The organism is Streptomyces asoensis (assembly GCF_016860545.1).
Taxonomy (GTDB): domain Bacteria; phylum Actinomycetota; class Actinomycetes; order Streptomycetales; family Streptomycetaceae; genus Streptomyces; species Streptomyces asoensis.
The window spans coordinates 399,802-422,351 of sequence record NZ_BNEB01000002.1 but is presented as its reverse complement, the minus strand read 5'-3'; the positions used below and the strand labels follow the sequence as shown (position 1 = coordinate 422,351).

Here is a 22,550-nt window from a genome sequence, read left to right as displayed (position 1 = left end):
TGTGGCGAGGGTCGCGCGGATCCGCACCGGGGCCGCGGCCTGCGGAACTCGTCCCCGGTGCGCGCGGATTCGGTTATCCACAGGCAACCCACTGCCCAGTTCTGGCCAGTAATCTCGGCGTCCATGGAGCAGAGGCATCTCGGCCGCACCGGCCTGCGCGTGTCCCGCATCGGGCTCGGCACCCTGACCTGGGGCCGCGACACCGACGAGCACGACGCCGCGGACGTCCTGAAGACGTTCTGGGAGGCGGGCGGGACCCTCGTCGACACGGCCGACGTGTACGGCGACGGGGACGCCGAATATCTGCTCGGACGGCTGATGGACGGCCTGGTGCCGCGCCGGGACCTGATCATCTCCACCAAGGCGGGCAGCGTGCCCGACCCGGACCGCCGCTACGACGGCTCGCGGGGACATCTGCTCGCCGCCCTGGACGCCTCGCTGGCCCGGCTGGGCACCGACCACGTCGACCTGTGGCAGGTGCACGCGTACGACGCCGGGACCCCGCTGGAGGAGACCCTCCAGGCCCTGGACATCGCTGTCACCAGCGGCCGCGCCCGCTATGCCGGGGTCGCCAACTTCTGCGGCTGGCAGCTCGCCAAGGCGGCCACCTGGCAGCTCGCCGCGCCGGGCACCCGCACCCGCCTCGCCGCGACCCAGATGGAATACTCGCTGCTGCAACGCGGCGTCGAGCGCGAGGTGCTGCCGGCCGCGCTGGATCTGGGCATCGGTCTGCTGCCGTCCTCTCCGCTCGGCCGAGGCGTCCTCACCGGCAAGTACCGCGGCGACGCCCTGCCGCCCGGCTCGCGGGGGGCCTCCGACCACTTCGGGCTCTTCGTCGAGCCGTATCTCGACGACACCGCGAGCCGCATCGTGGACGCCGTGTCCACCGCGGCCGACGGCCTGGCGGTCACGCCGCTCCAGGTCGCCCTCGCCTGGGTCCGCGACCGGCCCGGCGTGAGCGCCCCGATCGTCGGCGCGCGCAACGCGCAGCAGCTCACGGCGGCTCTGTCAGTGGAGGCCCTTAGTCTTCCTGACGAGATCTGCCGGGCCCTCGACGACGTGTCGGCGCCCGTGCACCGCTATCCCGATCACGACTGGAGCACGCTGTGAGCACGGAGCCGGTTCCCCCGGAGAGCACCGAGAACGCCGGAGCGGCGACGCCGGACGCCGCCGGGGAGCCCGGGACCGCGGACGCCACCGCGACGGCGGAGCCTGGCTCCGACGCCACCGCCGCGCGGGGCGCGCAGAGCGAGGCGGAAGCCGGTGCGGACGCTGCCGCCGACGCGGAGCCGGCGGACCAGGGGGACGCCGCGAAGGACGCCTCCGAGGCGGACGGCGGCGAGGCGACGGGCGACGGCGAGGCGGCCGCGCAGCTCTCCGAGGCGGAGGCGGAGCTCGCCGCGCAGAAGCTGGAGCGGGAGCGGATCGAGCGACGCAAGGCGGAGAAGGCGGAGCCCATCGCCAGCGGGGCCAAGCTCAGCGGGAAGGCCGCCGACCTGCTCGCGGCCGTACGCGCGGTGGAGGGCGGGGCGAAGCCCCCGGCCACCGTGTTCGACGAGCCGGCCCCGGCGCCCCGCAGGCCCGCCCCCGAGCCGGTGCGGCGCCCGCAGCCGGTGACCGACGGGCCCTCCGCGCACACGGCGCCGCCGGCCGCGGACGCCGTCGAGGAGGTGCGGCGCGTGCTGGCCGCCGGTGGCGCGCCCGAGCCGCTCGCACCACAGGCCGCCGTCGCGCTCGGCGAGGGCGCCGCGGAGGTGCTGCGCGAGGACCCCTGGCAGCTGCTGCGGGTCCCCGGGGTCCGGCCCGAGCAGGCCGACGGGTTCGCCCGGGCGCTGCTCGGCCCCGAGTGCTCCCCGGACGACGAGCGGCGCGGCCGTGCGGTGACGGTGTGGCTGCTGGAACAGGCCGCCCTGGCCGGACACACCGCCCTGGAGCTGCCGGCCCTCACCGCCGCCCTGGGCCGGCAGGCCGTGCCGGACGCGGACGCAGCCGTACAGAGCACGCTGGCCGAGGGCGAGGCCCTGGCCTTCCAGGACGCCCTGGACGGACCCGGCGCCGGACAGCCCGCCGGGGACCCGGGTGAGGACGGCGCGGAGGGCGACGAGGGCGCGGAGGCCCGGCCGGTCCGGGTCCTGGTCGGCCTGGAGCGGTACGCGCTCGCGGAGGAGAGCCTGGCCGACGCGCTGGCCCGGGTCGTCAACTCCCTGCCCAAGGAGTCCGCCACGCGGTGGGAGCAGGTCACGGCCGCCGCGTCCGCGGGCCCGGCCGAACTGCTGCGCGCCGTCGCCGGGCACGGTCTGGTGCTGCACACCGGCGGCGAGGCCGCCCGCGCGGAGCCCGCGGCCCTGCTCACCGCGGCCCGGTCCCTGGGTCTGCGCGCGGTCGCGGCCTGCCACACACCGGACGGACGGGAGCGGTTCGAGGCCCTCCTCGCCGGGGCGGCGGGGGACGGCGCCGTCGTCACCGTTACCGGTCTGATCGCGGGCGCCGAAGGGCCCGGGCGGGACGCCGACGGGGCCTTCGCCCTGGACCTGCTGGTCCTGCTCGACGCGCCGCAACTGGACGTGGAGAGCGCCGCGATGCTGGCGGAGTCGCTGCCGGACGGGGCACGGCTGGTGCTCAGCGGGGATCCGGCGGTGCTCGGGTCGGCCGGCCCGGGCCGGGTCTTCGCCGACCTGCTCGCGGCGCGCGTCTGCCCGCAGGTGGCCTCGCGCACCCCGGACCCGGGGCCGATCGGCGAACTCGCCTCCGGGGTCGGCATCGGCGAGCTGAACCAGGTCGACGCGCCCGGCAAGGAGATCGTGATCGTGCCGGTGCGGGACGCGGGCGAGGCCGTGCACCGGACCGTGCAGCTCGTCGCCGACTCGGTGCCCCGGGCCTTCGGGATCAGCCCCGAGGAGACGGTGGCGATCACCCCCGGCCACGGCGGCGCGGCCGGCACCCGCGCGCTGAACGCCGCCCTGAAGGAACGGCTCAATCCCGGCCCCGGCCGCTTCGGCGGCTTCGACCCCGGCGACCGGATCGCCTACGCGCCCGCTCCCGGCCGTACGGTCCAGGGCCGGGTGGTGACGGCCGACGCGGAGGGACTGCACCTGTCCTGCGCCGGCGCCTCCGTCGTCGTACCGCGGGAGCGGGTGGAGCAGGCCGTCCGGCACGGGTGGGCGCTGACCGCGCACCAGGCCGTGGGGAGCCGGTGGCCCGCGGCGGTCGTGGTGCTCCCGGGGGACGCGGCGCAGGCGCTCTCCCGGCCCTGGGTGTACACGGCCTTCGGCCGCGCGGAGCGCCATCTGTCCGTGGTGCACGGTGTCGAGCAGGCACTGCCGAGGGCCGTCGCGGAGATCCCGGCCAAGCCCCGGACGACCCGGCTGCCGGTCCTGCTGCGCGCCCAGGTGCCGGCGGGCGGCTGACACGGAACGGCGGCGGTCGCGAGGGGAATCCCCCCACGACCGCCGCCGGGACCCGTCGACCGGGTGCGCCGTACGGGACGGAACGGCTAGCGGTCCGCGTCCAGCGCCTCCAGGTCCTCGTCCTCGTCCTCGTCCTCGTCCTCCAAGTCGTCCACGAGATCGTCGTCGTCGCCGTCGTCGAGGTCGTCGAAGACCGAGCTGACGTCGAAGCGGCAGACGACCCGCCCGGGGTCGGCCTGGTCGAAGGGCGTCTCCAGCCACTCGCCCGGTTCCGCCGGTTCGTCGGCCGCCAGCACCCACAGCGTGGAGTCGCCCTCCTCCAGGCCGAACTCCTTGTGCCGGGAGGCGATCTCGTCCGCCTCGAACTCGCCGAACAGCATGCCCAGCGCCCCGTGCACCGTGTCCGAGACGGCCGCGCCCGTTCCCTCGTCGTCCGCCGCCTCGACCCGCCGTGCCTGCGCCAGCAGCCGCTGCGGTTCCGCGACCGCGTAGTCGCGGCGGATCAGGACGCTCAGCGCGTTCGGCTCCTCGGGGCCCGCGTACGGCGGCAGGGAGTCCTCCGCGCCGGGGATCTCGAAGGGCGTGACCTCGTCGTAGCGGTCGTAGAGCAGTTCGTCGTAGACCTCGGCGGCCGCGGCCAGCTCGTTGAACGCCTCGTAGACGGCCGGGTCGTCCTCCCCCGTCCTGCGTTCGACCGCGGCCAGGTGGCGGTCGAGCGCGGTCTTGACCGCCTCGGCGGCGGCGCGTACCTCGGCAGCGGTGGGCTGCGCAGCATCAGACATAGTGCAGACGCTATCCGTACCGGACCCCGGACCGCACAATAGATGCGATGCCGGAATACGAATTTGTCGACGTCTACGTACCGCGCGGGGTGTCCCGCAAGGACGCGACCCGACTGCTGACCGACCATGCCGAGTACGGACACTGGGAGTTGGACCGTCTGAGCCTGCTGCGTGACGGCAGCCGCAGGGTGCGATTGCGCCGGCGGATCATCCGCCAGGTGCGGGCCACGTGGTGAGGTGAGAGAACGGATACGGAGCGGGCCCCGCCGAGGCGGGGCCCGCTCCGTCGTGCGCGTGGGTGCGTCTCACGCGGAGAGGCGCGCCTTGCGGTAGAGCAGCGCGCCCGCGAGCAGCGCGCCCGCGCCGGCCGGCAGGGCGAGGCCCAGCGGCACCCCGGCGCCGGTGTGCGCGAGCTGAGCGGCGGGAACGTTCACGGAGGAGGCTCCCGCCGGCGTCACGTGGCGGGGGGTCGAGGGCTTGCCCTCCGGGGTGGAGGAGTCGGAGTGGCCGGGACCCGGCTTGCCGGGGCCGTGGTCGCCCGGTTTGCCCGGCGTCTCGTGGCCGCGGGACGGGGGCGTGTAGGCGTCGCCTCCGCCGCCGTTGGCGCAGTCGTTGCCGAACGACGGGTTGAGGATGCCGACGACGTCGATGCTGTTGCCGCACACGTTCACGGGGACGTCGACCGGTGCCTGGACCTGGTTCCCGGAGCCGACGCCCGGCGATCCGCCGGTGTGTCCGCCGGCGTGCGCGCCCCCGGAGCCGCCGTGGGCACCGGAGCCACCGTGGTGACCGCCGTGACCGCCGTACCCGCCGCCCTGGTTCCCGCCGTGGCTGCCGCCGCGGCCGCCGCCCTCGTGGTCGCCGTAACCGCCCTGGTGGCCGCCGTACCCGCCCGAGTGGGAGCCGCCGCCGTGGGCGCCGTGTCCGCCGGACCTGGCCCCGCCGCCCTTGTTGACGCAGGAGTTGCCGAAGGTCGGGTTGAGCGCCCCGACGACGTCGACGGTGTTGCCGCACACGTTCACGGGGACGTTGACCGGGGCCTGCACCGAGTTGCCCGACAGAACGCCGGGCGAGTCGGTGGCGGCGCCGTGCGCGGCGGAGTCGGCGTGGGCGTAGCCGCTCGCGGCGGCGATCACCCCCGTCGCCGCCGCCACGGTCATGAGGCTTTTACGGGTGACCTGTCGCATTGCTGAATCCCTGTCTTTCCATCTCGTCACGCGTCCTGGAACGTCCGCAGCATGGCAGCTGTTCGATCGTTTCCGCGCTCTTCGATTTCTTCGGCTTTTCCTTCGGAGAAAGACCGGTCGGCCCCGGAGCGCATGGCGCGCGCTCCGGGGCCGACGATGTGGACGGACGACCCCTCAGCGGGTCGGCGTCACTTGTTGATGCAGGTGTTGCCGAAGGCGGGGTTCAGCAGCCCGATCACCGAGATCGTGTTGCCGCAGACGTTCACCGGGACGTGCACGGGCACCTGGATCACGTTGCCGGAGGCGACACCCGGGGAGTGCACGGCGGCACCCTGGGCACCGGCGTCGGCAACAGCCAGACCCGCGCCCGCGAGAACCAGCCCACCAGTGGCAGCCGCAGCAGCGACGACCTTCTTGATCATTATTCCTCCTCGTTGGCAATGCGATCCCAAGCAGCGGATCGCATCACCAGTAACGAGGCGGAATTAGTGGGGCTACGCGCTTATCCTCGCATTCACCCTTCCCAGTCACGTCCGTACAGGCGGCCGATTTCCTCGGGCGGCGAAATCGCGTTTCCGCCGGACGGTTTCAGGAGGCGTCGATGAAGCGGTCGAGCACGCGGACGCCGAAGCGGAGGCCGTCCACCGGGACCCGCTCGTCGACGCCGTGGAACATGCCGGCGAAGTCCAGCTCGGGCGGCAGCTTCAGCGGCGCGAAGCCGAAGCCGCGGATGCCGAGGTCGTCGAAGGACTTGGCGTCCGTACCGCCGGAGAGCATGTAGGGAACCGCCTTGGCGGTCGGGTCCTCGGCGAGCAGCGAGGACTGCATCGCCTCGACGAGCGCACCGTCGAAGGACGTCTCCAGGGCCTTGTCCGAGTGCACGTCCTCGCGGCGGACCTTCGGGCCGAGGATGCGGTCGAGGTCGGCGAGGAACTCGTCCTCGTGGCCGGGCAGGAAGCGTCCGTCGACGTGGGCGGTGGCCTCGCCGGGGATGACGTTGACCTTGTAGCCGGCGCCGAGCTGGGTCGGGTTGGCGGTGTTGCTGAGGGTCGCGCCGATCAGCTTGGCGATGCCGCCGAGCCTGGCGAGGGTCGCCTGCATGTCCTCGGGGTCCAGCGGGGTGCCGAGCGCGTCGCCGAGCTCGTCGAGGAAGGCGCGGGTGGTCTTGGTGACCCGGACCGGGAAGGTGTGCCGCCCCAGCCGGGCGACCGCCTCGGACAGCTCGGTGATGGCGTTGTCCCGGTGGATCATCGAGCCGTGCCCCGCGGTGCCGGCCACGGTCAGCTTCATCCAGTGCATGCCCTTCTCGGCCGTCTGGATGAGATAGAGCCGCCGCTCCTCGCTCACCGTGAAGGAGAAGCCGCCGACCTCACTGATCGCCTCGGTCACCCCGTCGAACAGGTGCCGGTGGTTGTCGACGAGGTGACGGGCGCCGTAGGTGCCGCCCGCCTCCTCGTCCGCGAGGAACGCGAGCACGATGTCGCGGGGCGGCCTGCGCCCCGAGCGCAGCCGGTCGCGGACGACCGCGAGAGTCATCGCGTCCATGTCCTTCATGTCGACGGCGCCCCGGCCCCACACGCAGCCGTCGGCGACCTCGCCCGAGAAGGGGTCGTGGGTCCAGTCGGCCGCGTTGGCCGGTACGACGTCGAGGTGTCCGTGGATGAGGAGGGCGGGCCGGGAGGAGTCCTCGCCCTCGATGCGGGCCACGGTGGAGGCGCGGCCCGGGTGCGACTCGAAGATCTCCGGTTCGAGTCCCACCTCGGCGAGCTTCTCGGCGACCCACTCGGCCGCCTTGCGCTCACCCGGGCCCGAGTGGTCGCCGTAGTTGCTGGTGTCGATCCGGATCAGCTCGCGGCAGAGGTCCACGACCTCGTCCTCGCCGGTGACGCCCCTGGCCGTGTCGTCCGTCGCGCTCACGCTGGTTCCTCCCGCTGTCACTGCTGGTGGGTCCCCCTCATCCTCCCTCTCCACCGGCCCCCGCCCAAGACCGGTCCCGGCCCGTCACACGCCGTTCACGCGGGGCGCGGCACCCGGCGGCCCGGCCGCCCGTGATCGGGCACCCCGGAAAGCCTGGTAATGTTTACGACGTCGCCGCGGGGGAAACCCCGCACGACAGACACCTTGTCCGGGTGGCGGAATGGCAGACGCGCTAGCTTGAGGTGCTAGTGCCCTTTATCGGGCGTGGGGGTTCAAGTCCCCCCTCGGACACCGACAGAACGACGTGTTCGTTCGCACAAGACCGGCCGAGTCATAGACTCGGCCGGTTTTTTGTCGTGCCCGAGACCCGCGGGGGCGCGACCGGCCATGGCGGCGGTCCCGGCGCCATGGCCGAGCCCGGCCGGGTCGGGTCCGGGCCGCGCCTGTCGGGCCCGTCGCCGATACTGAGGAAATGGGCAGACTCGGGCGATATGCCCCGGCGCGCCGGCGGGGTGACCGCACACCGCCGGAGCCTCAGGCCGGGCCGCCGGAGGCCGACGGGGAGGCCCGTCGGCCCCCGGCCGTCCGGCGGGCGCTGTCGGCACTGAAGCCGCGCAGCGTCGCCGGTCAGGTCTTCCTGCTGCAACTGGTGGTCGTCCTGCTGCTCATCGCCACCGCCGTGGTGGTGCTCGTGATCCAGGACCGCAACCGCGCCATCCAGGAGGCCCGCGACCGGTCGCTGGTGGCGGCCGAGTCGTTCGCGAACGCCCCGGGCACCGCCGCGGCCATGAAGAGCGACGATCCGACGGCGTCGCTCCAGCCGCGTGCCGAGGCGGTGCGCAAGAAGACCGGCGTCGACTACGTCGTCGCACTGAGCCCCTACGGCTTCCGCTGGACCCATCCGGACCCGGACCAGATCGGGAAGCACGTCTCCACCTCCTACGGCGCGGCGCTGGAGGGCGAACCCCACCAGACGACCTTCGACAGCAGCCTGGGCAAGGCGGTCGACTCGACGGTGGCCGTCTTCGACGAGAAGGGGACCGCGGTCGGCCTCGTCACCGTGGGGGTCACGGTGGCCAAGGTGACCGGTGTGGTGCAGGACCAGCTGCCGGTGCTCCTCACCGCCGGCGGCGTCGCGCTGTTGCTGGCCGCGGGAGGGTCGGCGCTGGTCAGCGGGCGTCTGCGGCGTCAGACCCGGGGCCTGGGTCCGGTGGAGATGACCCGCATGTACGAGCACCACGACGCGGTGCTGCACGCGGTCCGCGAAGGCGTGATCATCCTGGCCGCCGACGGAAGGCTGCTGCTGGTCAACGACGAGGCGCGACGGCTGCTCGCCCTGCCGGAGGAGGCCGAGGGCAGGCCGGTCACCGCCGTCGGGCTGAGCCCGGCCCTGGCCCGGCTGCTGGGGTCGGGGCGGGCGGCCACCGACGAGGTCCTCCTGTCCGGGGACACCCTGCTGGCGATCAACGTGCGGCCGGTGGACCCGAAGGGCGGCAGCGTGGCCACCCTGCGGGACACCACGGAGCTGCGCGCCCTCGCCGGCCGGGCGGACGTGGCGGGCGGGCGCCTGCAACTGCTGTACGAGGCCGGCACCCGCATCGGCACCACCCTCGACATGACGCGCACCGCCGAGGAGCTGACCGAGGTGGCGGTCCCGCGGTTCGCCGACTTCGCCACCATCGAGCTGGTGGAGCCGGTGCTGCGCGGCGGTGAACCGACGGGGGCCGACAGCAGGATGCGCCGCATCGCCGCCTCGGGCATCCGGGACGACTCGCCCCTCTACCCCGTCGGGACGCGGATGCAGTACACCCCCGACAACCCCGTGGCCGTCGGGATGGCCACCGGCCGGCCGATTCTCGTGGAGCGTCTCGCCCTGGCCCACGGGTGGCGGGCCCAGAACCCGGAACGGGCCCGGAGGGTCATCGCCCACGGGATCCACTCCATGATCTCGGTGCCGCTGCGGGCCCGGGGCCAGCTGCTGGGGGTGGTGGAGTTCTGGCGTTCGGAGCAGGCGCCCTTCGAGCCGGACGACCTCTCCCCCGCCGAGGAACTCGCCGCCCGGACGGCCGTGTGCATCGACAACGCGCGCCGCTACACCCGCGAGCACACCACGGCCGTCACCCTCCAGCGCAGCCTGCTGCCCGGCGTCCTGCCGGAGCTGTCCGCCCTGGAGGTCGGCCACCGCTATCTGCCGGCCCAGGCGGGGGTGGGCGGCGACTGGTACGACGTCATCCCGCTGCCGGGGGCCCGGGTGGCGCTGGTCGTCGGTGACGTCGTGGGACACGGTCTGCACGCCGCCGCGACGATGGGCCGCCTGCGGACCGCGGTGCACAACTTCGCCGCCCTGGACCTGCCGCCGGACGAACTCCTGATGCGCCTGGACGACCTGATCACCCGGATCGACGAGGACGCCACGACCCGGGGCGACACCGAGGCCGTCACGGGCGCCACCTGCCTGTACGCCGTCTACGACCCGGTCTCCGGCGGGTGCGTGCTCGCCCGGGCGGGTCATCCGGGTCCGGCGCTGGTGTCGCCCGGCGGCTCCGTGACCTTCCCCGACATTCCGGTGGCCCCACCGCTGGGGGCGGGCACCGGTCTGCCGATCGAGACGGCCGAGCTCCGGCTGGCCGCCGACAGCCTGCTGGTCCTGTACACCGACGGCCTGGTCGAGGCCCGCGGCCGTGACATCGACGTCGGGCTCGACATGCTGGCGGACGCGCTCGCCGACACCGGCGGCGCCACCCCGGACGACGCCTGCCGTGCGGTGCTCGACGCGATGCTGCGTACCAGGTCGAGCGACGATGTCGCCCTGCTGGTCGCACGGACCAGGCTGCTCGACCCGGCGCAGGTCGGCGAGTGGGAGGTGCCGGACGACCCCGCGGCCGTCCCGCGGATCCGCGCCGAGGCCACCCGCACACTGGAGTCGTGGGGACTCGGCGAGGCCGCCTTCACGACCGAGCTGATCGTCAGCGAACTGGTGACCAACGCCGTCCGGTACGGAAGGAGCCCCATCGCTCTGCGGCTGCTGCGTGACCGCGACAGCCTGATCTGCGAGGTCGGCGACGGCACCAGCACCTCCCCGCACCTGCGCCGCGCGGCCTTCACCGACGAGGGGGGCCGGGGCCTGTTCCTCGTGGCGCAGCTGTCGCGCCGCTGGGGGACCCGGTACACCGACCGGGGCAAGATCATCTGGGCTGAGCAGGCGGTCGACGCCACCGCCAGGGGAGACCTGACCGGGATCCCGGCGGCCGAACCGTGAGGCGGGGCGCACGCCGGCTCCCGGCCCGCAGGGCGCGCTGGTCGGGGGCGCTCAGGAGCCTGCGCCGACCGTGAAGTACGGGATCTTGGCCGGGTCCTGCCCGAAGGCGGCCCCGAGGTAGACGGCCGAGAGTTTGGTCAGCGTCCCGTCGTCGATCAGCTGCCTGATGATCCGGTCCAGCTCGTCCTGGTCGGGCGACCCCTTGGGATACAGGGCGCCGTACCCCTGGTCGGTCCGGTACTGGCCCACCAGGCGCACCCTGCCCTCCCTCTTCTCGGGGTACGCCAGGAGAATCGTCGTGTCGTGGACGACGGCGTCGACCCGCCGTTCCTCCAGCGCCCTGACCATCTCCGGGTCGTTGGGAAAGGCCGTGACGGGCTTCGCCGGCCGCAGGCGCTTCTCGACGAACTCCTCGCCCGTGGTGCCCTCGGCCACACCGATGCGGACGTCACGGATGTTGCGCTCGTCGATCTTCTCGCCGTCCCTGATCAGCACCCCGAGGGTCGAGGAGAGGTAGGGCGGGGAGAAGTCGGCGACCTTGCTCCGTTGCGCAGTGATCGTGATCTGCGCCAGCGCCAGGTCGAAGTCGCTGGTCCGCCCGGAGACGACCTCCGGGAACGGGGCGTTCTCGATCTTCAACCGGTCGAGTCCGGACCGGTAGGCGATGTTCGCGGCCATGCAGTACTCGTAGCCGCTGTGGACGGAGCCCGGCGTGCCGCCGTTCCACCAGCCGGGGGCGGGCAGGGTCGTCTTGACCGTCAGGGCACCCGGCGTCCGGGGCGACAGATGGAACTCCCCGCGATGTCCCGAGACCGGACAGTCCCCGTAGTGGGCCTTCGACGACTGCGACTTGCCCTGGTCACAAGCCGATGTCGCGGTGATGAGCGCCAGGCCGACGGTCAGAGAGACGAGCGCTGCCGCGGCGCGCATCATGGCACCTCCGGAAAGGGGCGAAATCCTTGAGTCACCATAAATCACCCCGGACCATACGACTGCCGGGGCCCGCCCGCTCGGCCTCGCGGCCACCGCGTCCTCCCGCGGCGCCCTGCCCGCGCGGCCCTCCGCGCCCCCGCGCGCACCGATGTGGGGCAGATCTCGCCGCCCCGGAGACCCCGCAGGTCAGGATGGCGGAGACGATCTTCCCACCGGCCCCGAACGGCCTCCCCGGGTGGCCGGCACAGCCCGGCGAACCTAGCTTCGTACTAAAATTTCCGGCTTGTTACGGAGCTGGACCGGACAACCCCAGGCAGACCTGCGGGCCCGCCGGCACCCCGGAGGCTTCCGGGTTCGAGACGCGAGGACCGATGGCAGCCATTCACGAGAGCAGCGCTCTCGGCCTGCTCGACGAAGAATTCCACGCTCGACCCGGTGACACCGCCCGCTTCTCCGGCGGTCCCGCCGCCTCCGCACGCACCCTCGTCGACGTCCTCGACGCGTCCGTGCGGTCGTTCCCTGACGAACTCGCCCTGGACGACGGCAGCACCCCCCTCACCTACCGCGCCCTCGCCGTCGAGGTGGAGAACCTCCGGCGACGGCTGGCGGACGCGGGCGTGGGACTCGGCGACCGGGTGGGCGTGCGCGTGCCGTCCGGCACCAACGACCTCTACGTGGCGGTGCTGGCCGTTCTCGCCGCCGGCGCCGCCTATGTCCCGGTGGACGCCGAGGACCCCGACGAGCGTGCCGAGCTGGTCTTCGGCGAGGCGCAGGTGCGCGCGGTCGTCGGCGCCGGGCACGAGATCACCCTCCACGGCGAGCCCGCGGCGGCCGCCGCCGCCCGCCCCGGCGCCGGGCACGACGCCTGGATCATCTTCACCTCCGGCTCCACCGGCAAGCCCAAGGGCGTCGCCGTCAGCCACCGCAGCGCCGCCGCGTTCGTGGACGCCGAGGCCGCGCTGTTCCTCACCGAGGACCCCATCGGACCCGGCGACCGGGTGATGGCCGGGCTCTCGGTGGCCTTCGACGCCTCCTGCGAGGAGATGTGGCTGGCCTGGCGGTACGGGGCCTGTCTGGTGCCGGTGCCGCGCTCCCAGGTCCGCAGCGGGGCCGATCTGGGGCCCTGGCTCGTCGAGCAGGAGATCACCGTCGTCTCCACGGTGCCGACGCTGGCCGCGCTGTGGGAGCCCGAGACCCTCAACGACGTACGGCTGCTGATCTTCGGCGGCGAGGCCTGCCCTCCCGAACTCGTCCAGCGGCTGGTGACGGAGGGACGCGAGGTCTGGAACACGTACGGGCCGACCGAGGCGACCGTGGTCGCCTGCGCCTCCCTGATGTCCGGCGAGGAGCCGGTGCGGATCGGGCTGCCGCTCAAGGGCTGGGAGCTGGCCGTCGTGGACGAGGCCGGCGAGCCCGTGCCGCTGGGCGGCAGCGGCCAGCTGGTGATCGGCGGGGTCGGGCTCGCCCGCTACCTCGACGCCGAGAAGGACGCCGAGAAGTACGCGCCCCTGGAGTCGCTGGGCTGGGAGCGCGCGTACCGCAGCGGTGACCTCGTGCGCGCCGACGCCGAGGGGCTCGTCTTCCTCGGGCGGGCCGACGAGCAGATCAAGCTCGGCGGCCGGCGGATCGAGCTGGGCGAGGTGGACGCCGCTCTCCAGGCCCTGCCCGGGGTCGCGGGGGCCGCCGCCGCCGTGCGGACCGCCCGCGGCGGCAACCAGCTGCTGGTCGGGTACGTCGTGACGCAGGACGGCTGGGACCAGGCGGCGGCGGTGGAGCGGCTGCGCGCCGAACTGCCCGCCGCCCTGGTGCCGCTGCTCGCGCCGGTCGCCGACCTGCCGACCCGGACGTCCGGCAAGGTCGACCGCAACGCCCTGCCCTGGCCGCTCGAAGGCCTGGAGACCGGCGGCCCGGCCGAGCGGCTGTACGGCACCGAGGCCTGGCTGGCGGAGCAGTGGACGGAGGTCCTCGGCATCCCCGTGGGCAGCGCCCGCGACGACTTCTTCGCGATCGGCGGCAGCAGTCTCGGCGCCGCGCAGCTGACGACCCGGCTGCGCACCCGCTACCCCAGCGCGGCCGTCCTCGACATCTACCAGCAGCCGACCCTGCGCAAGCTGGCCCGGCACCTGGAGCGGTCCGCCCAGGACGACGGCGCCGCCCGGGTGATCGCCCCGGTGCCCGCCCGCGCCAAGGCGGTCCAGCTGCTGCTCCTCGTCCCGCTCTTCACCCTGCTGGGGTTGCGCTGGGCGGTGCCGCTGGCGGCGCTCGGCAATCTGCTGCCCGCGTACGGCTGGCTGCCGACGGCCTCGTGGTGGTTCCTCGTCCCGGCCGCCCTGCTGCTCTTCAGCCCGCCCGGACGGCTCGCGGTCGCCGCGGGCGGGGCGCGGTGGCTGCTGCGCGGGGTGCAGCCGGGTCGGTACGCGCGCGGCGGCGCGGTCCATCTGCGGCTGTGGACGGCGGAGCGGCTGGCCGAGTCCGTCGGGGCGACCTCGCTGACCGGGGTGTGGCTGAAGCGCTACGCGCGGGCCCTGGGCGCCAAGGTCGGACCGGACGTGGACCTGCACTCGCTCCCGCCGGTGACCGGCATGCTGAAGCTGGGCCGGGGCGCGGCCGTGGAGTCCGAGGTGGACCTCTCCGGCTGGTGGCTGGACGGCGACCGGCTGGAGGTGGGCACGGTCAAGGTGGGGGCGCACGCCGTCGTCGGCACGCGCAGCATGCTCTTCCCCGGCGCCCGGGTCGGCAAGCGCGCCGAGGTGGCGCCCGGCTCGGCCGTCAGCGGTCAGGTCCCCACCGGGCAGCGGTGGGCGGGCGCGCCCGCCGTCAAGCTGGGCAAGGCCAAGCGCAACTGGCCCAAGGAGCGGCCTGCCCGCCGCACGTCCTGGCGGGTGGCGTACGGCCTGTCGGGATTCGCGTTGACCTCGCTTCCGGTGCCGGCGGCCGGGGCGGCCCTGCTGGTGGCGAGCCGCTTCGTGCCCCCGGGCGGCGGGCTCGGCACGGCCCTGCGGGGCGCCGCGCTCGCCCTGGTCCCGGCCACGCTCTCCTTCGGCGCGGCCTACGCCCTGCTGCTGCTGGTCGCCGTACGGCTGCTGAGTCTCGGACTGCGGGAGGGCACGTATCCCACGCACAGCAGGGCCGGCTGGCAGGCCTGGACCGTCACGCAGCTCATGGACCACTCGCGCGAGACACTGTTCCCGCTGTACGCGGGGCTGGTCACCCCGGTGTGGCTGCGGCTGCTGGGGATGCGGATCGGCAAGGGCGCCGAGGTCTCGACCGTCCTCGCGCTCCCCAGCCTGACCACGGTCGGCGAGGGCGCGTTCCTGGCCGACGACACGCTGACCGCGCCGTACGAGCTGGGCGGCGGCTGGATGCGGATCGGCCGGGCGGAGATCGGACGGCGGGCGTTCCTCGGCAACTCGGGGATGACCGCTCCGGGGCGCAGTGTGCCGGACGGCGGTCTGGTCGGTGTCCTGTCGGCGACCCCGAAGAAGGCGAAGAAGGGCAGCTCGTACCTGGGGCTGCCGCCGGTGAAGCTGCCCCGCAGCTCGGCCGGCGGTGACCAGAGCCGCACGTACGAGCCGCCCGCGCGGCTGCTGTGGGCGCGCGCCCTGGTGGAGCTGTGCCGGATCGTGCCGGTGTTCTGCTCGGCCGGGCTGGCCGTGCTGACGGTGGCGGCGCTGTGCGCGCTGGGCGGCTGGGCGCCGCTGCTGTCCGGGCTCGTGCTGCTCGGGGCCGGGGGCGCGGCGGCCCTCGTCTCGATCGCCGCCAAGTGGCTGCTGGTCGGCCGGCACCGCAGCGGTGAGCATCCGCTGTGGAGCGGCTTCGTGTGGCGCAACGAGCTCGCGGACACCTTCGTGGAGGTCGTGGCGGTGCCGTGGCTGGCGGGCGCGGTGCCGGGAACGCCGCTGATGACGGCGTGGCTGCGCGGCCTCGGGGCACGGATCGGCAAGGGCGCATGGGTGGAGAGCTACTGGCTGCCCGAGTCGGATCTGGTGACGCTCGGTGAGGGGGCGACGGTCAACCGCGGGTGCGTGCTCCAGACTCACCTCTTCCACGACCGGATCTTGCGGACGGATACTGTGGTCCTCCGTGAGGGTGCCACGCTGGGCCCTGGCGGGATCGTGCTGCCCGGCAGCACGGTCGGGGCCCGTACGACCCTGGGTCCCGCGTCGCTCGTCATGGCCGCGGAGTCCGTCCCGGACGACACCCGCTGGCTCGGCAACCCGATCGAGGCATGGCGTCCCTGAGAAGGGGCTACCCGGAGCCGGTGGGGAGCGGTGCACCGGCGGCGGGTGGTTCGAGCACAGGTCAGGGAGCGGACGGGGAAGTGGCAGTTCAGCAGTCGGTCGGGCCGGATCCGTATTTCCCGGCCAACGGTGATCCCCGCTACCGGGTGCACCGTTACGAACTCACGCTGGACTACCGGCCCGGGCCGAACCGGCTGTCCGGTGCGGCGCGGATCAACGCGATCGCGGGGCGCTCGGCGCTGCCCGAGTTCCAGCTGAACCTGGCCGACTTCAAGATCGGCCGGGTCCGGGTGGACGGCCGGCCGACGCACTACACCCACCGGGGCGGACGGCTGCGGGTGCGGCCCGCGAAGCCGCTGCGCGCGGGCGCCGCCTTCACCGTCGAGGTGCACTGGTCGGGCAATCCCAAGCCGGTGAACAGCCCGTGGGGCGGGCTCGGCTGGGAGGAGCTGGACGACGGGGCGCTGGTGGCGAGCCAGCCCGTCGGGGCGCCCTCCTGGTACCCGTGCAACGACCGGCCCTCGGACAAGGCCTCCTACCTGATATCGGTCACGACGCCGTCGGCGTACTCCGTGGTGGCCGGCGGCCGGCTGCTGACCCGCACCACGAAGGCCTCGACGACCACGTGGGTGTACGAGCAGTCGGCTCCCACGTCGAGCTATCTGGTCGGCCTGTCCATCGGGAAGTACCAGACCGTCCTGCTGGGCGACCCGGGGCTCGGGGGTGTCCCCCAGCACGGGCACATCCCGGCGGAGCTGCTGGCGGAGTTCTCGCGGGACTTCGCGCGCCAGCCCGGGATGATGCACCTCTTCCAACAGCTCTTCGGGCCCTACCCGTTCGACGAGTACGCGGTCGTCGTGACGGAGGAGGAGCTCGATGTCCCCGTCGAGGCGCAGGGGTTGTCGCTGTTCGGCGCCAACCACGTGGACGGCGCGCGGGGTTCGGAGCGGCTGGTGGCGCACGAGCTGGCCCACCAGTGGTTCGGCAACAGTGTGTCCATCGCCGACTGGCGGCACATCTGGCTGAACGAGGGGTTCGCGAAGTACGCGGAGTGGCTGTGGTCGGAGCGGTCGGGCGGGCGCAGCGCGCAGCAGCTCGCCGCCGCCGCGCACCGGTCGCTGGCCTCGCTGCCGCAGGATCTGCGGCTCGGCGACCCCGGCCGCAAGTCGATGTTCGACGACCGGCTCTACGAGCGCGGCGGGCTGACCGTGCACGCGTTGCGCTGCGCGCTGGGCGACGAGGGGTTCTTCCGGATGCTGCGTGCCTGGCTCTCGCTGCACCGGGGGTCTTCGGTGACGACGTCGACGCTCGTCGCGCATGCGGCGCGGTTCGCGGCGGAGCCGCTGGACGAGTTGTTCGAGGCGTGGGTGTACGGGACGGCGCTGCCGCCGTTGCCGGTGGCTTCTGTGGGGCGGGGGGCGGCCTCGGCGTAGGGCTCCGCCGGGGTGCGGAGTTTTGCGCCGTTCCCCGCGCCCCTGAGGGGTGCTCCCAGTGGGGGTTGTGCGGGTCGGTGAGGGCTGGGTGCGCGGTTCCCCGCGCCCCTGGGGGGGTGGGGGTGGGCCGGGTGTCCAGCTCCCCTCAGCTGTGCGCAGTTCCTCTCGCGTCCTCGGGGGAGAATGGGGGGATGGTTCGACGAAATGACCGTGCGGCGTCCGCCGGTTGTCCCTGTGGGCTGCCCGTGGAGTACGGGGCGTGCTGTGGTCGGTTCCACGCGGGGGCCGGGTCCGCGCCGACCGCCGAGGCGCTCATGCGGTCGCGGTACTGCGCCTTCGTGCGCGGTGACGCGGGGTATCTGCTGCGGACCTGGCATCCGCGGACGCGGCCGGAGCGGCTGGACCTCGATCCGGGGATGCGGTGGACGGGTCTGGAGATCCTCGGGACGGCGGAGGGAACCGCCTTCCACACCACCGGGACCGTGGAGTTCCGGGCCTCCTACCGGGGCGGCGCGCTGCACGAGCGCAGCCGGTTCGAGCGGGTGGCCGGGGCGTGGGTGTACGTGGACGGGGAGTTCCCGGAGGGCTCCGGTTAGCCGCTAGGGCGCCAGGATGTCCAGTTCCTGGAGGGCTCCCACGGTGATCTCCCGGGTGAGCCGTTCCGCGCGGGCCGCGTCGCCCTCGCGTACCGCCTCCGCGACCTGGACGTGCAGGGTGACGGCCGCCGGGTCGGGGTCCTCGAACATGACCTCGTGGTGGGTGCGGCCCGCCAGGACCTCCGCGACGACGTCGGCGAGGCGGGCGAACATCTCGTTGCCGGACGCGGCGAGGATCACCCGGTGGAAGGCGACGTCGTGGACGAGGTACCCCTCCAGCCGGTGACCGCGTGAGTTGGCCACCATGCCGAGCGCGCACTCCGTCAGCTCGGCGCACTGCTGCGCCGTGGCGTGTTTCGCCGCCAGGCCCGCCGCGACCGGCTCGATCGCCGAGCGCAGGACGGTCAGCGAACGCAGCTGGTGGGGGCGGTCGGCGCCGGCCAGCCGCCAGCGGATGACCTGCGGGTCGTAGACGTTCCACTCGACCCGGGGACGCACCGTCACGCCCACCCGGCGGCGGGACTCGACCAGGTGCATGGACTCCAGGACGCGGACCGCCTCGCGCATCACGGAGCGGGAGACGTCGAAGCGCTGGGCCAGTTCGTCGGTGCGCAGGACGCTGCCCGGCGGGTACTCGCCCGCGGTGATCGCGGGGCCCAGGGTGTCCAGTACTCGGCCGTGCAGACCCCGGCCCGGTGTGGTCATGCACTCAGAGTACGGGGTAGATCACGGAGCTAAAAAGTCAGACTTATATGTCACAGACTCTTGTATTGGTCGTACCTAATCGGCTTCAGTGTGCTCGACATCAGGTGTCGAGGAAGACAGCGAGGCAGAGATGCGTACCCCCCACGTCGTCGTGGTGATGGGCGTCGCCGGCACGGGCAAGACCACAATCGGTCCCCTGCTCGCCGCCCGGCTGGGCGTTCCCTACGCCGAAGGCGACGACTTCCACCCGCAGGCCAACATCGCCAAGATGTCGGCCGGCACCCCGCTCGAGGACGCCGACCGGTGGCCGTGGCTCGACGCCATCGGCGCCTGGGCCGACGAACGGGCCGGACTCGGTGGGGCGGTCAGCTGCTCGGCGCTCAAGCGGTCCTACCGCGACCGGCTCAGGGCCGCCGCCCCCTCGGTGGTGTTCGTGCACCTCTCGGGGGACCGGCAGCTGATCGAGGACCGCATGGCGCACCGGCAGGGTCACTTCATGCCGACCGCGCTGCTGGACTCGCAGTTCGCCACGCTCCAGCCCCTCGAGGCGGACGAGGCGGGCGTCGTCGTCGACGTCTCGGGCAGCCCGGAGGCCATCACCGAGCGGGCCGTGGCCGCGCTCGCCGCACTCCCCGACGCCGTCGCCTGACCCTCCCCACCCCAGGTCCCCCTCACATCACCCCCTCCCCATCACCGCAAGGGAATCCCCTGTGACCAGACTCAATGTCGAGCTGCTGGCAGCGGACACCGTCGAGCCGATCACCTCGGCCGGCCATGTGCAGCTGGGCATCGCCGTCGTGGCGGGCATAGCCGTCATCGTCGCGCTCATCACCCAGTTCAAGCTCCACGCCTTCCTGGCGCTGACCATCGGCTCGCTCGCGCTCGGCGCGTTCGCCGGGGCGCCCCTGGACAAGGCCATCGCCTCGTTCACCACCGGACTCGGCACCACCGTGGCCGGCGTGGGCGTGCTGATCGCGCTGGGCGCGATCCTCGGCAAGATGCTCGCGGACTCCGGCGGCGCCGACCAGATCGTCGACACGATCCTGGCCAAGGCGGGCGGCCGTTCGATGCCGTGGGCGATGGTGCTGATCGCCTCCGTGATCGGCCTGCCGCTGTTCTTCGAGGTCGGCGTCGTCCTGCTCATCCCGGTCGTGCTGATGGTCGCCAAGCGGGGCAACTACTCGCTGATGCGGATCGGCATCCCGGCCCTGGCCGGCCTGTCGGTCATGCACGGTCTCGTCCCGCCGCACCCCGGTCCGCTGGTCGCGATCGACGCCGTCGGCGCCAACCTGGGGGTCACCCTGGCGCTCGGCGTGCTCGTCGCCGTCCCGACGGTCGTCGTCGCGGGACCGCTGTTCTCCCGGTTCGCCGCCCGCTGGGTCGACGTCCCCGCCCCCGACCGCATGATCCCCCAGCGTCCCTCCGAGGACCTGGAGAAGCGTCCCGGCTTCGGCGCCACCCTCGCCACCATCCTGCTGCCCGTCGTGCTGATGCTGTCCAAGGCGCTGGTCGACATCGTGGTGGACGACCCCGAGCACACCGTGCAGCGCGTCTTCGACGTCGTCGGCTCCCCGTTGATCGCCCTGCTCACCGCCGTCCTCGTCGGCATCTTCACCCTGCTGCGGCCCGCCGGGTTCGCCAAGGACCGGGTCTCCGGGCTGGTGGAGAAGGGCCTCGCGCCCATCGCGGGCATCCTGCTGATCGTCGGCGCCGGCGGCGGCTTCAAGCAGACGCTGATCGACTGCGGCGTGGGACAGATGGTCCTGGACATCTCCAAGGACTGGTCGATCCCGGCGCTGCTGCTGGCCTGGCTCATCGCGGTCGTCATCCGGCTGGCGACCGGCTCGGCGACGGTGGCGACGATCTCGGCGGCCGGCCTGGTCGCCCCGCTCGCGGCGGACATGTCGACCACGCACACCGCCCTGCTGGTCCTGGCCATCGGCGCGGGCTCGCTGTTCTTCAGCCATGTCAACGACGCCGGGTTCTGGCTGGTGAAGGAGTACTTCGGCCTCAGTGTCGGCCAGAACATCAAGACCTGGTCGGTCATGGAGACCATCATCTCCGTGTTCGCGGGCGGCCTGGTCCTGCTCCTCTCGCTCGTCCTGTAGGGCCGCGCCGCAGAGGGAGACGGACGAGAGGAGTACGGCGATGAGCCACCCCCTGTTCGACGTCACGGGCCGGATCGCCCTGGTCACCGGCTCCAGCCGGGGCATCGGCCTGGCCCTGGCCCGGGGCCTCGCCGAGGCCGGCTGCACGGTCGTCCTCAACGGGCGGGACCCGGAGCGCCTGGAGCGGGCGGCCGCCGACCTGCCCGGCGACGTGCGCACGAGCACGTTCGACGTCACCGACGGCGCCTCGGTCGCCGCCGGGATCGCGCGGACCGAGGAAGAGGTCGGCCCGCTCGACATCCTGGTCAACAACGCCGGCATGCAACTGCGCGCCCCGCTCCTGGAGTTCGCCGACGCCGACTGGCACAGGCTGCTGGACACCAACCTGACCAGCGCCTTCCTGGTCGGCCGGGAGGCCGCCCGCGGGATGACGCGACGCGGCCACGGGAAGATCGTCAACATCTGCTCGTTGCAGAGCGAGGTGGTCCGCCCGGGCATCGCGCCCTACGCGGCCACCAAGGGCGCGCTGAAGATGCTCACCAAGGGCATGTGCGCGGACTGGGGACCGTACGGCGTCCAGGTCAACGGACTCGGGCCGGGATACATCGAGACCGAGCTGACCCGGCCCCTCGTCGAGGACGAGGAGTTCAGCGCCTGGGTACGGCGCCGGACCCCGGCCGGGCGGTGGGGCCGCACGGAGGACCTGGTGGGCGGACTGCTCTACCTGGTCTCCCCCGCGGCGGACTTCGTCGGCGGGCAGGTGCTGTACGTCGACGGCGGCATGAGCAGTGTGCTCTGAGGGGGCGTGACGAAGGATGCTCGGTTGTGTGATCCACGGTCGGGGCGACCTGCGCGTCGAGGAGCTGGCGCCGCCGGTGCCCGGGCCGGGCGAGGTGCTCGTCGCCGTCCGCTACGGCGGGGTCTGCGGGTCCGACCTGCACTACTGGCGGCACGGCGGGGTCGGTGACTTCCGCCTCACGGAGCCGATGGTGCCGGGGCACGAGGTGGTGGGGACGGCCGTCGCGTACGGCTCCCCCACCGCGTCGGACCCCGCGGCGGGCACGCCGGTCGCCGTCCACCCCGCCACGCCGTGCGGGGTGTGCCCCGAGTGCGCGGACGGACGGCGCAACGTCTGCCGGGACACCCGCTACCTGGGCAGCGCGGCCCGCACCCCGCATGTCCAGGGCGGGTTCGCGGACCTGATCGTCGTCCCCGCCGCCCAGGTGCGGCCGCTCCCCGAGGGGCTCCCGCCGCGCCGGGCGGCCCTCGCCGAACCGCTCGCGGTGGCCCTGCACGCGGTGCGGCGGGCCGGTCCGGTGGCCGGACGGCACGTCCTGGTCACCGGCGCAGGACCCATCGGCTGCCTGGTGGTCGCGGCGGCCAAGGCGGCGGGCGCGGCCCGGGTGACCGTGACCGACCTGCTGCCCACCGCCCTCGGGTACGCGCGCGCCGCGGGCGCCGACACCGTCGTACGGGCCGACGACCCGGCGGACGCCGGGTGGCCCGCCGAGGTCGAGGTGGCCGTGGAGGCCTCCGGGGTCGCCGCCGGGCTCGACACCTGCCTGCGGCTGGTGCGGCGCGGCGGGGTCGTCGTGCAGCTCGGCATGCTGCCGCCCGGGCAGAGCCCCTTCGCGGGGAACCTGGTCGTCAGCCGGGAGATCGAGCTGCGCGGGGCGTTCCGCTTCGACACGGAGTTCGACGAGGCGCTGCGGTTGCTCGCGGCCGAGCCCGCGTTCGACGCGCTGGTCAGCGCGGTGGTCCCGGTACGGGACGCGGAGTCCGCGTTCGCCCTCGCGGCGGACCGCGGACGCTCCTGCAAGGTCCTGCTGGACTTCGGCGACCCGACCCACCGGCCCGCCCCGTCCCCGTCACCGTTCCCGGGACGAGGGACGGAAACCGACGCCGGTGCCGACGCCGGAGGTGCGGGCGCGGGCCGGTGCGCCGGAAGCGGGCCGTAGGGCGGTGTGCCCGGGGCGGGGCGG

At 73.6% G+C, this 22,550-nt stretch carries 17 protein-coding genes and 1 tRNA gene; 12 read left to right on the top strand and 6 right to left on the bottom strand.

What is annotated here, in order from left to right; translation table 11 throughout:
- Positions 1–123 precede the first annotated feature (123 nt).
- Both Saso_RS05020 and Saso_RS05015 read left to right on the top strand, forming a co-directional pair.
- Positions 124–1,110, top strand: coding sequence for an aldo/keto reductase (locus Saso_RS05020; RefSeq protein ID WP_189927537.1), 987 nt, complete (start codon positions 124–126; stop codon positions 1,108–1,110).
- A complete protein-coding gene (locus Saso_RS05015) occupies positions 1,107–3,407 on the top strand; it encodes a helix-hairpin-helix domain-containing protein (protein WP_189927538.1) in 2,301 nt (766 codons plus the stop codon). Before Saso_RS05020 ends, Saso_RS05015 begins: the two co-directional genes overlap by 4 nt.
- A gap of 86 nt (positions 3,408–3,493) precedes the next feature.
- Here the strand turns inward: Saso_RS05015 and Saso_RS05010 are convergent, their stop codons facing one another.
- Positions 3,494–4,189 (bottom strand): hypothetical protein, encoded by a 696-nt coding sequence (locus tag Saso_RS05010; protein WP_189927539.1) that lies wholly within the window; start codon positions 4,187–4,189, stop codon positions 3,494–3,496.
- 47 nt (positions 4,190–4,236) lie between these two features.
- Between Saso_RS05010 and Saso_RS05005 the strand changes: the two genes are divergently transcribed.
- Positions 4,237–4,425, top strand: coding sequence for a DUF5703 family protein (locus Saso_RS05005; RefSeq protein WP_005485166.1), 189 nt, complete (start codon positions 4,237–4,239; stop codon positions 4,423–4,425).
- Positions 4,426–4,494: 69 nt separating this feature from the next.
- On the opposite strand, the gene Saso_RS38910 is transcribed toward Saso_RS05005, so the two are convergent.
- The 3 genes from Saso_RS38910 to Saso_RS04990 form a co-directional block, all read right to left on the bottom strand.
- The gene (locus Saso_RS38910; RefSeq protein ID WP_189927540.1) at positions 4,495–5,376 is read right to left on the bottom strand and encodes a chaplin; all 882 of its coding nucleotides are present in this window, start codon (positions 5,374–5,376) and stop codon (positions 4,495–4,497) included.
- Positions 5,377–5,564: 188 nt separating this feature from the next.
- Positions 5,565–5,798 carry a chaplin ChpH gene (chpH, locus tag Saso_RS04995; protein ID WP_028806602.1) on the bottom strand — a complete coding sequence of 78 codons (234 nt, stop codon included), beginning with the start codon at positions 5,796–5,798 and terminating at the stop codon, positions 5,565–5,567.
- Between the two features lie 166 nt (positions 5,799–5,964).
- Positions 5,965–7,293, bottom strand: a complete 1,329-nt coding sequence (locus Saso_RS04990; protein WP_189927541.1) for a M20/M25/M40 family metallo-hydrolase — start codon at positions 7,291–7,293, stop codon at positions 5,965–5,967.
- 206 nt (positions 7,294–7,499) lie between these two features.
- Between Saso_RS04990 and Saso_RS04985 the strand changes: the two genes are divergently transcribed.
- Positions 7,500–7,584 (top strand) — tRNA-Leu (locus tag Saso_RS04985).
- Between the two features lie 181 nt (positions 7,585–7,765).
- A complete protein-coding gene (locus tag Saso_RS04980; protein WP_189927542.1) occupies positions 7,766–10,552 on the top strand; it encodes a SpoIIE family protein phosphatase in 2,787 nt (928 codons plus the stop codon).
- A gap of 51 nt (positions 10,553–10,603) precedes the next feature.
- Here Saso_RS04980 and Saso_RS04975 read toward each other — a convergent pair whose 3' ends face one another.
- Entirely contained in the window at positions 10,604–11,482 is an 879-nt protein-coding gene (locus Saso_RS04975; protein ID WP_229901544.1) for an ABC transporter substrate-binding protein, read from the bottom strand.
- Between the two features lie 374 nt (positions 11,483–11,856).
- Between Saso_RS04975 and Saso_RS04970 the strand changes: the two genes are divergently transcribed.
- The 3 genes from Saso_RS04970 (at position 11,857) to Saso_RS04960 (ending at position 17,755) form a co-directional block, all read left to right on the top strand.
- Positions 11,857–15,726: a Pls/PosA family non-ribosomal peptide synthetase gene (locus Saso_RS04970; protein ID WP_189927544.1), complete on the top strand. Its 3,870-nt coding sequence runs from the start codon at positions 11,857–11,859 to the stop codon at positions 15,724–15,726.
- An 80-nt stretch (positions 15,727–15,806) separates the two neighbouring features.
- Positions 15,807–17,159 (top strand): M1 family metallopeptidase, encoded by a 1,353-nt coding sequence (locus tag Saso_RS04965; protein ID WP_189927545.1) that lies wholly within the window; start codon positions 15,807–15,809, stop codon positions 17,157–17,159.
- Positions 17,160–17,350: 191 nt separating this feature from the next.
- The gene (locus tag Saso_RS04960; protein WP_189927546.1) at positions 17,351–17,755 is read left to right on the top strand and encodes a YchJ family protein; all 405 of its coding nucleotides are present in this window, start codon (positions 17,351–17,353) and stop codon (positions 17,753–17,755) included.
- A gap of 3 nt (positions 17,756–17,758) precedes the next feature.
- Here the strand turns inward: Saso_RS04960 and Saso_RS04955 are convergent, their stop codons facing one another.
- Entirely contained in the window at positions 17,759–18,460 is a 702-nt protein-coding gene (locus Saso_RS04955; protein ID WP_189927547.1) for a FadR/GntR family transcriptional regulator, read from the bottom strand.
- 130 nt (positions 18,461–18,590) lie between these two features.
- Here Saso_RS04955 and Saso_RS04950 point away from each other — a divergent pair, with 130 nt between their 5' ends.
- The 4 genes from Saso_RS04950 to Saso_RS04935 all read left to right on the top strand — a co-directional run bounded on the left by Saso_RS04950 (position 18,591) and on the right by Saso_RS04935 (position 22,526).
- Complete coding sequence (locus Saso_RS04950; RefSeq protein WP_189927548.1) at positions 18,591–19,109, top strand: gluconokinase; 519 nt, start codon at positions 18,591–18,593, stop codon at positions 19,107–19,109.
- Between the two features lie 61 nt (positions 19,110–19,170).
- Positions 19,171–20,568 carry a GntP family permease gene (locus Saso_RS04945; protein ID WP_189927549.1) on the top strand — a complete coding sequence of 466 codons (1,398 nt, stop codon included), beginning with the start codon at positions 19,171–19,173 and terminating at the stop codon, positions 20,566–20,568.
- A gap of 40 nt (positions 20,569–20,608) precedes the next feature.
- Positions 20,609–21,367: an SDR family oxidoreductase gene (locus tag Saso_RS04940; RefSeq protein WP_189927550.1), complete on the top strand. Its 759-nt coding sequence runs from the start codon at positions 20,609–20,611 to the stop codon at positions 21,365–21,367.
- Positions 21,368–21,383: 16 nt separating this feature from the next.
- Positions 21,384–22,526: an L-idonate 5-dehydrogenase gene (locus tag Saso_RS04935; protein ID WP_229901545.1), complete on the top strand. Its 1,143-nt coding sequence runs from the start codon at positions 21,384–21,386 to the stop codon at positions 22,524–22,526.
- Positions 22,527–22,550 lie beyond the last annotated feature (24 nt).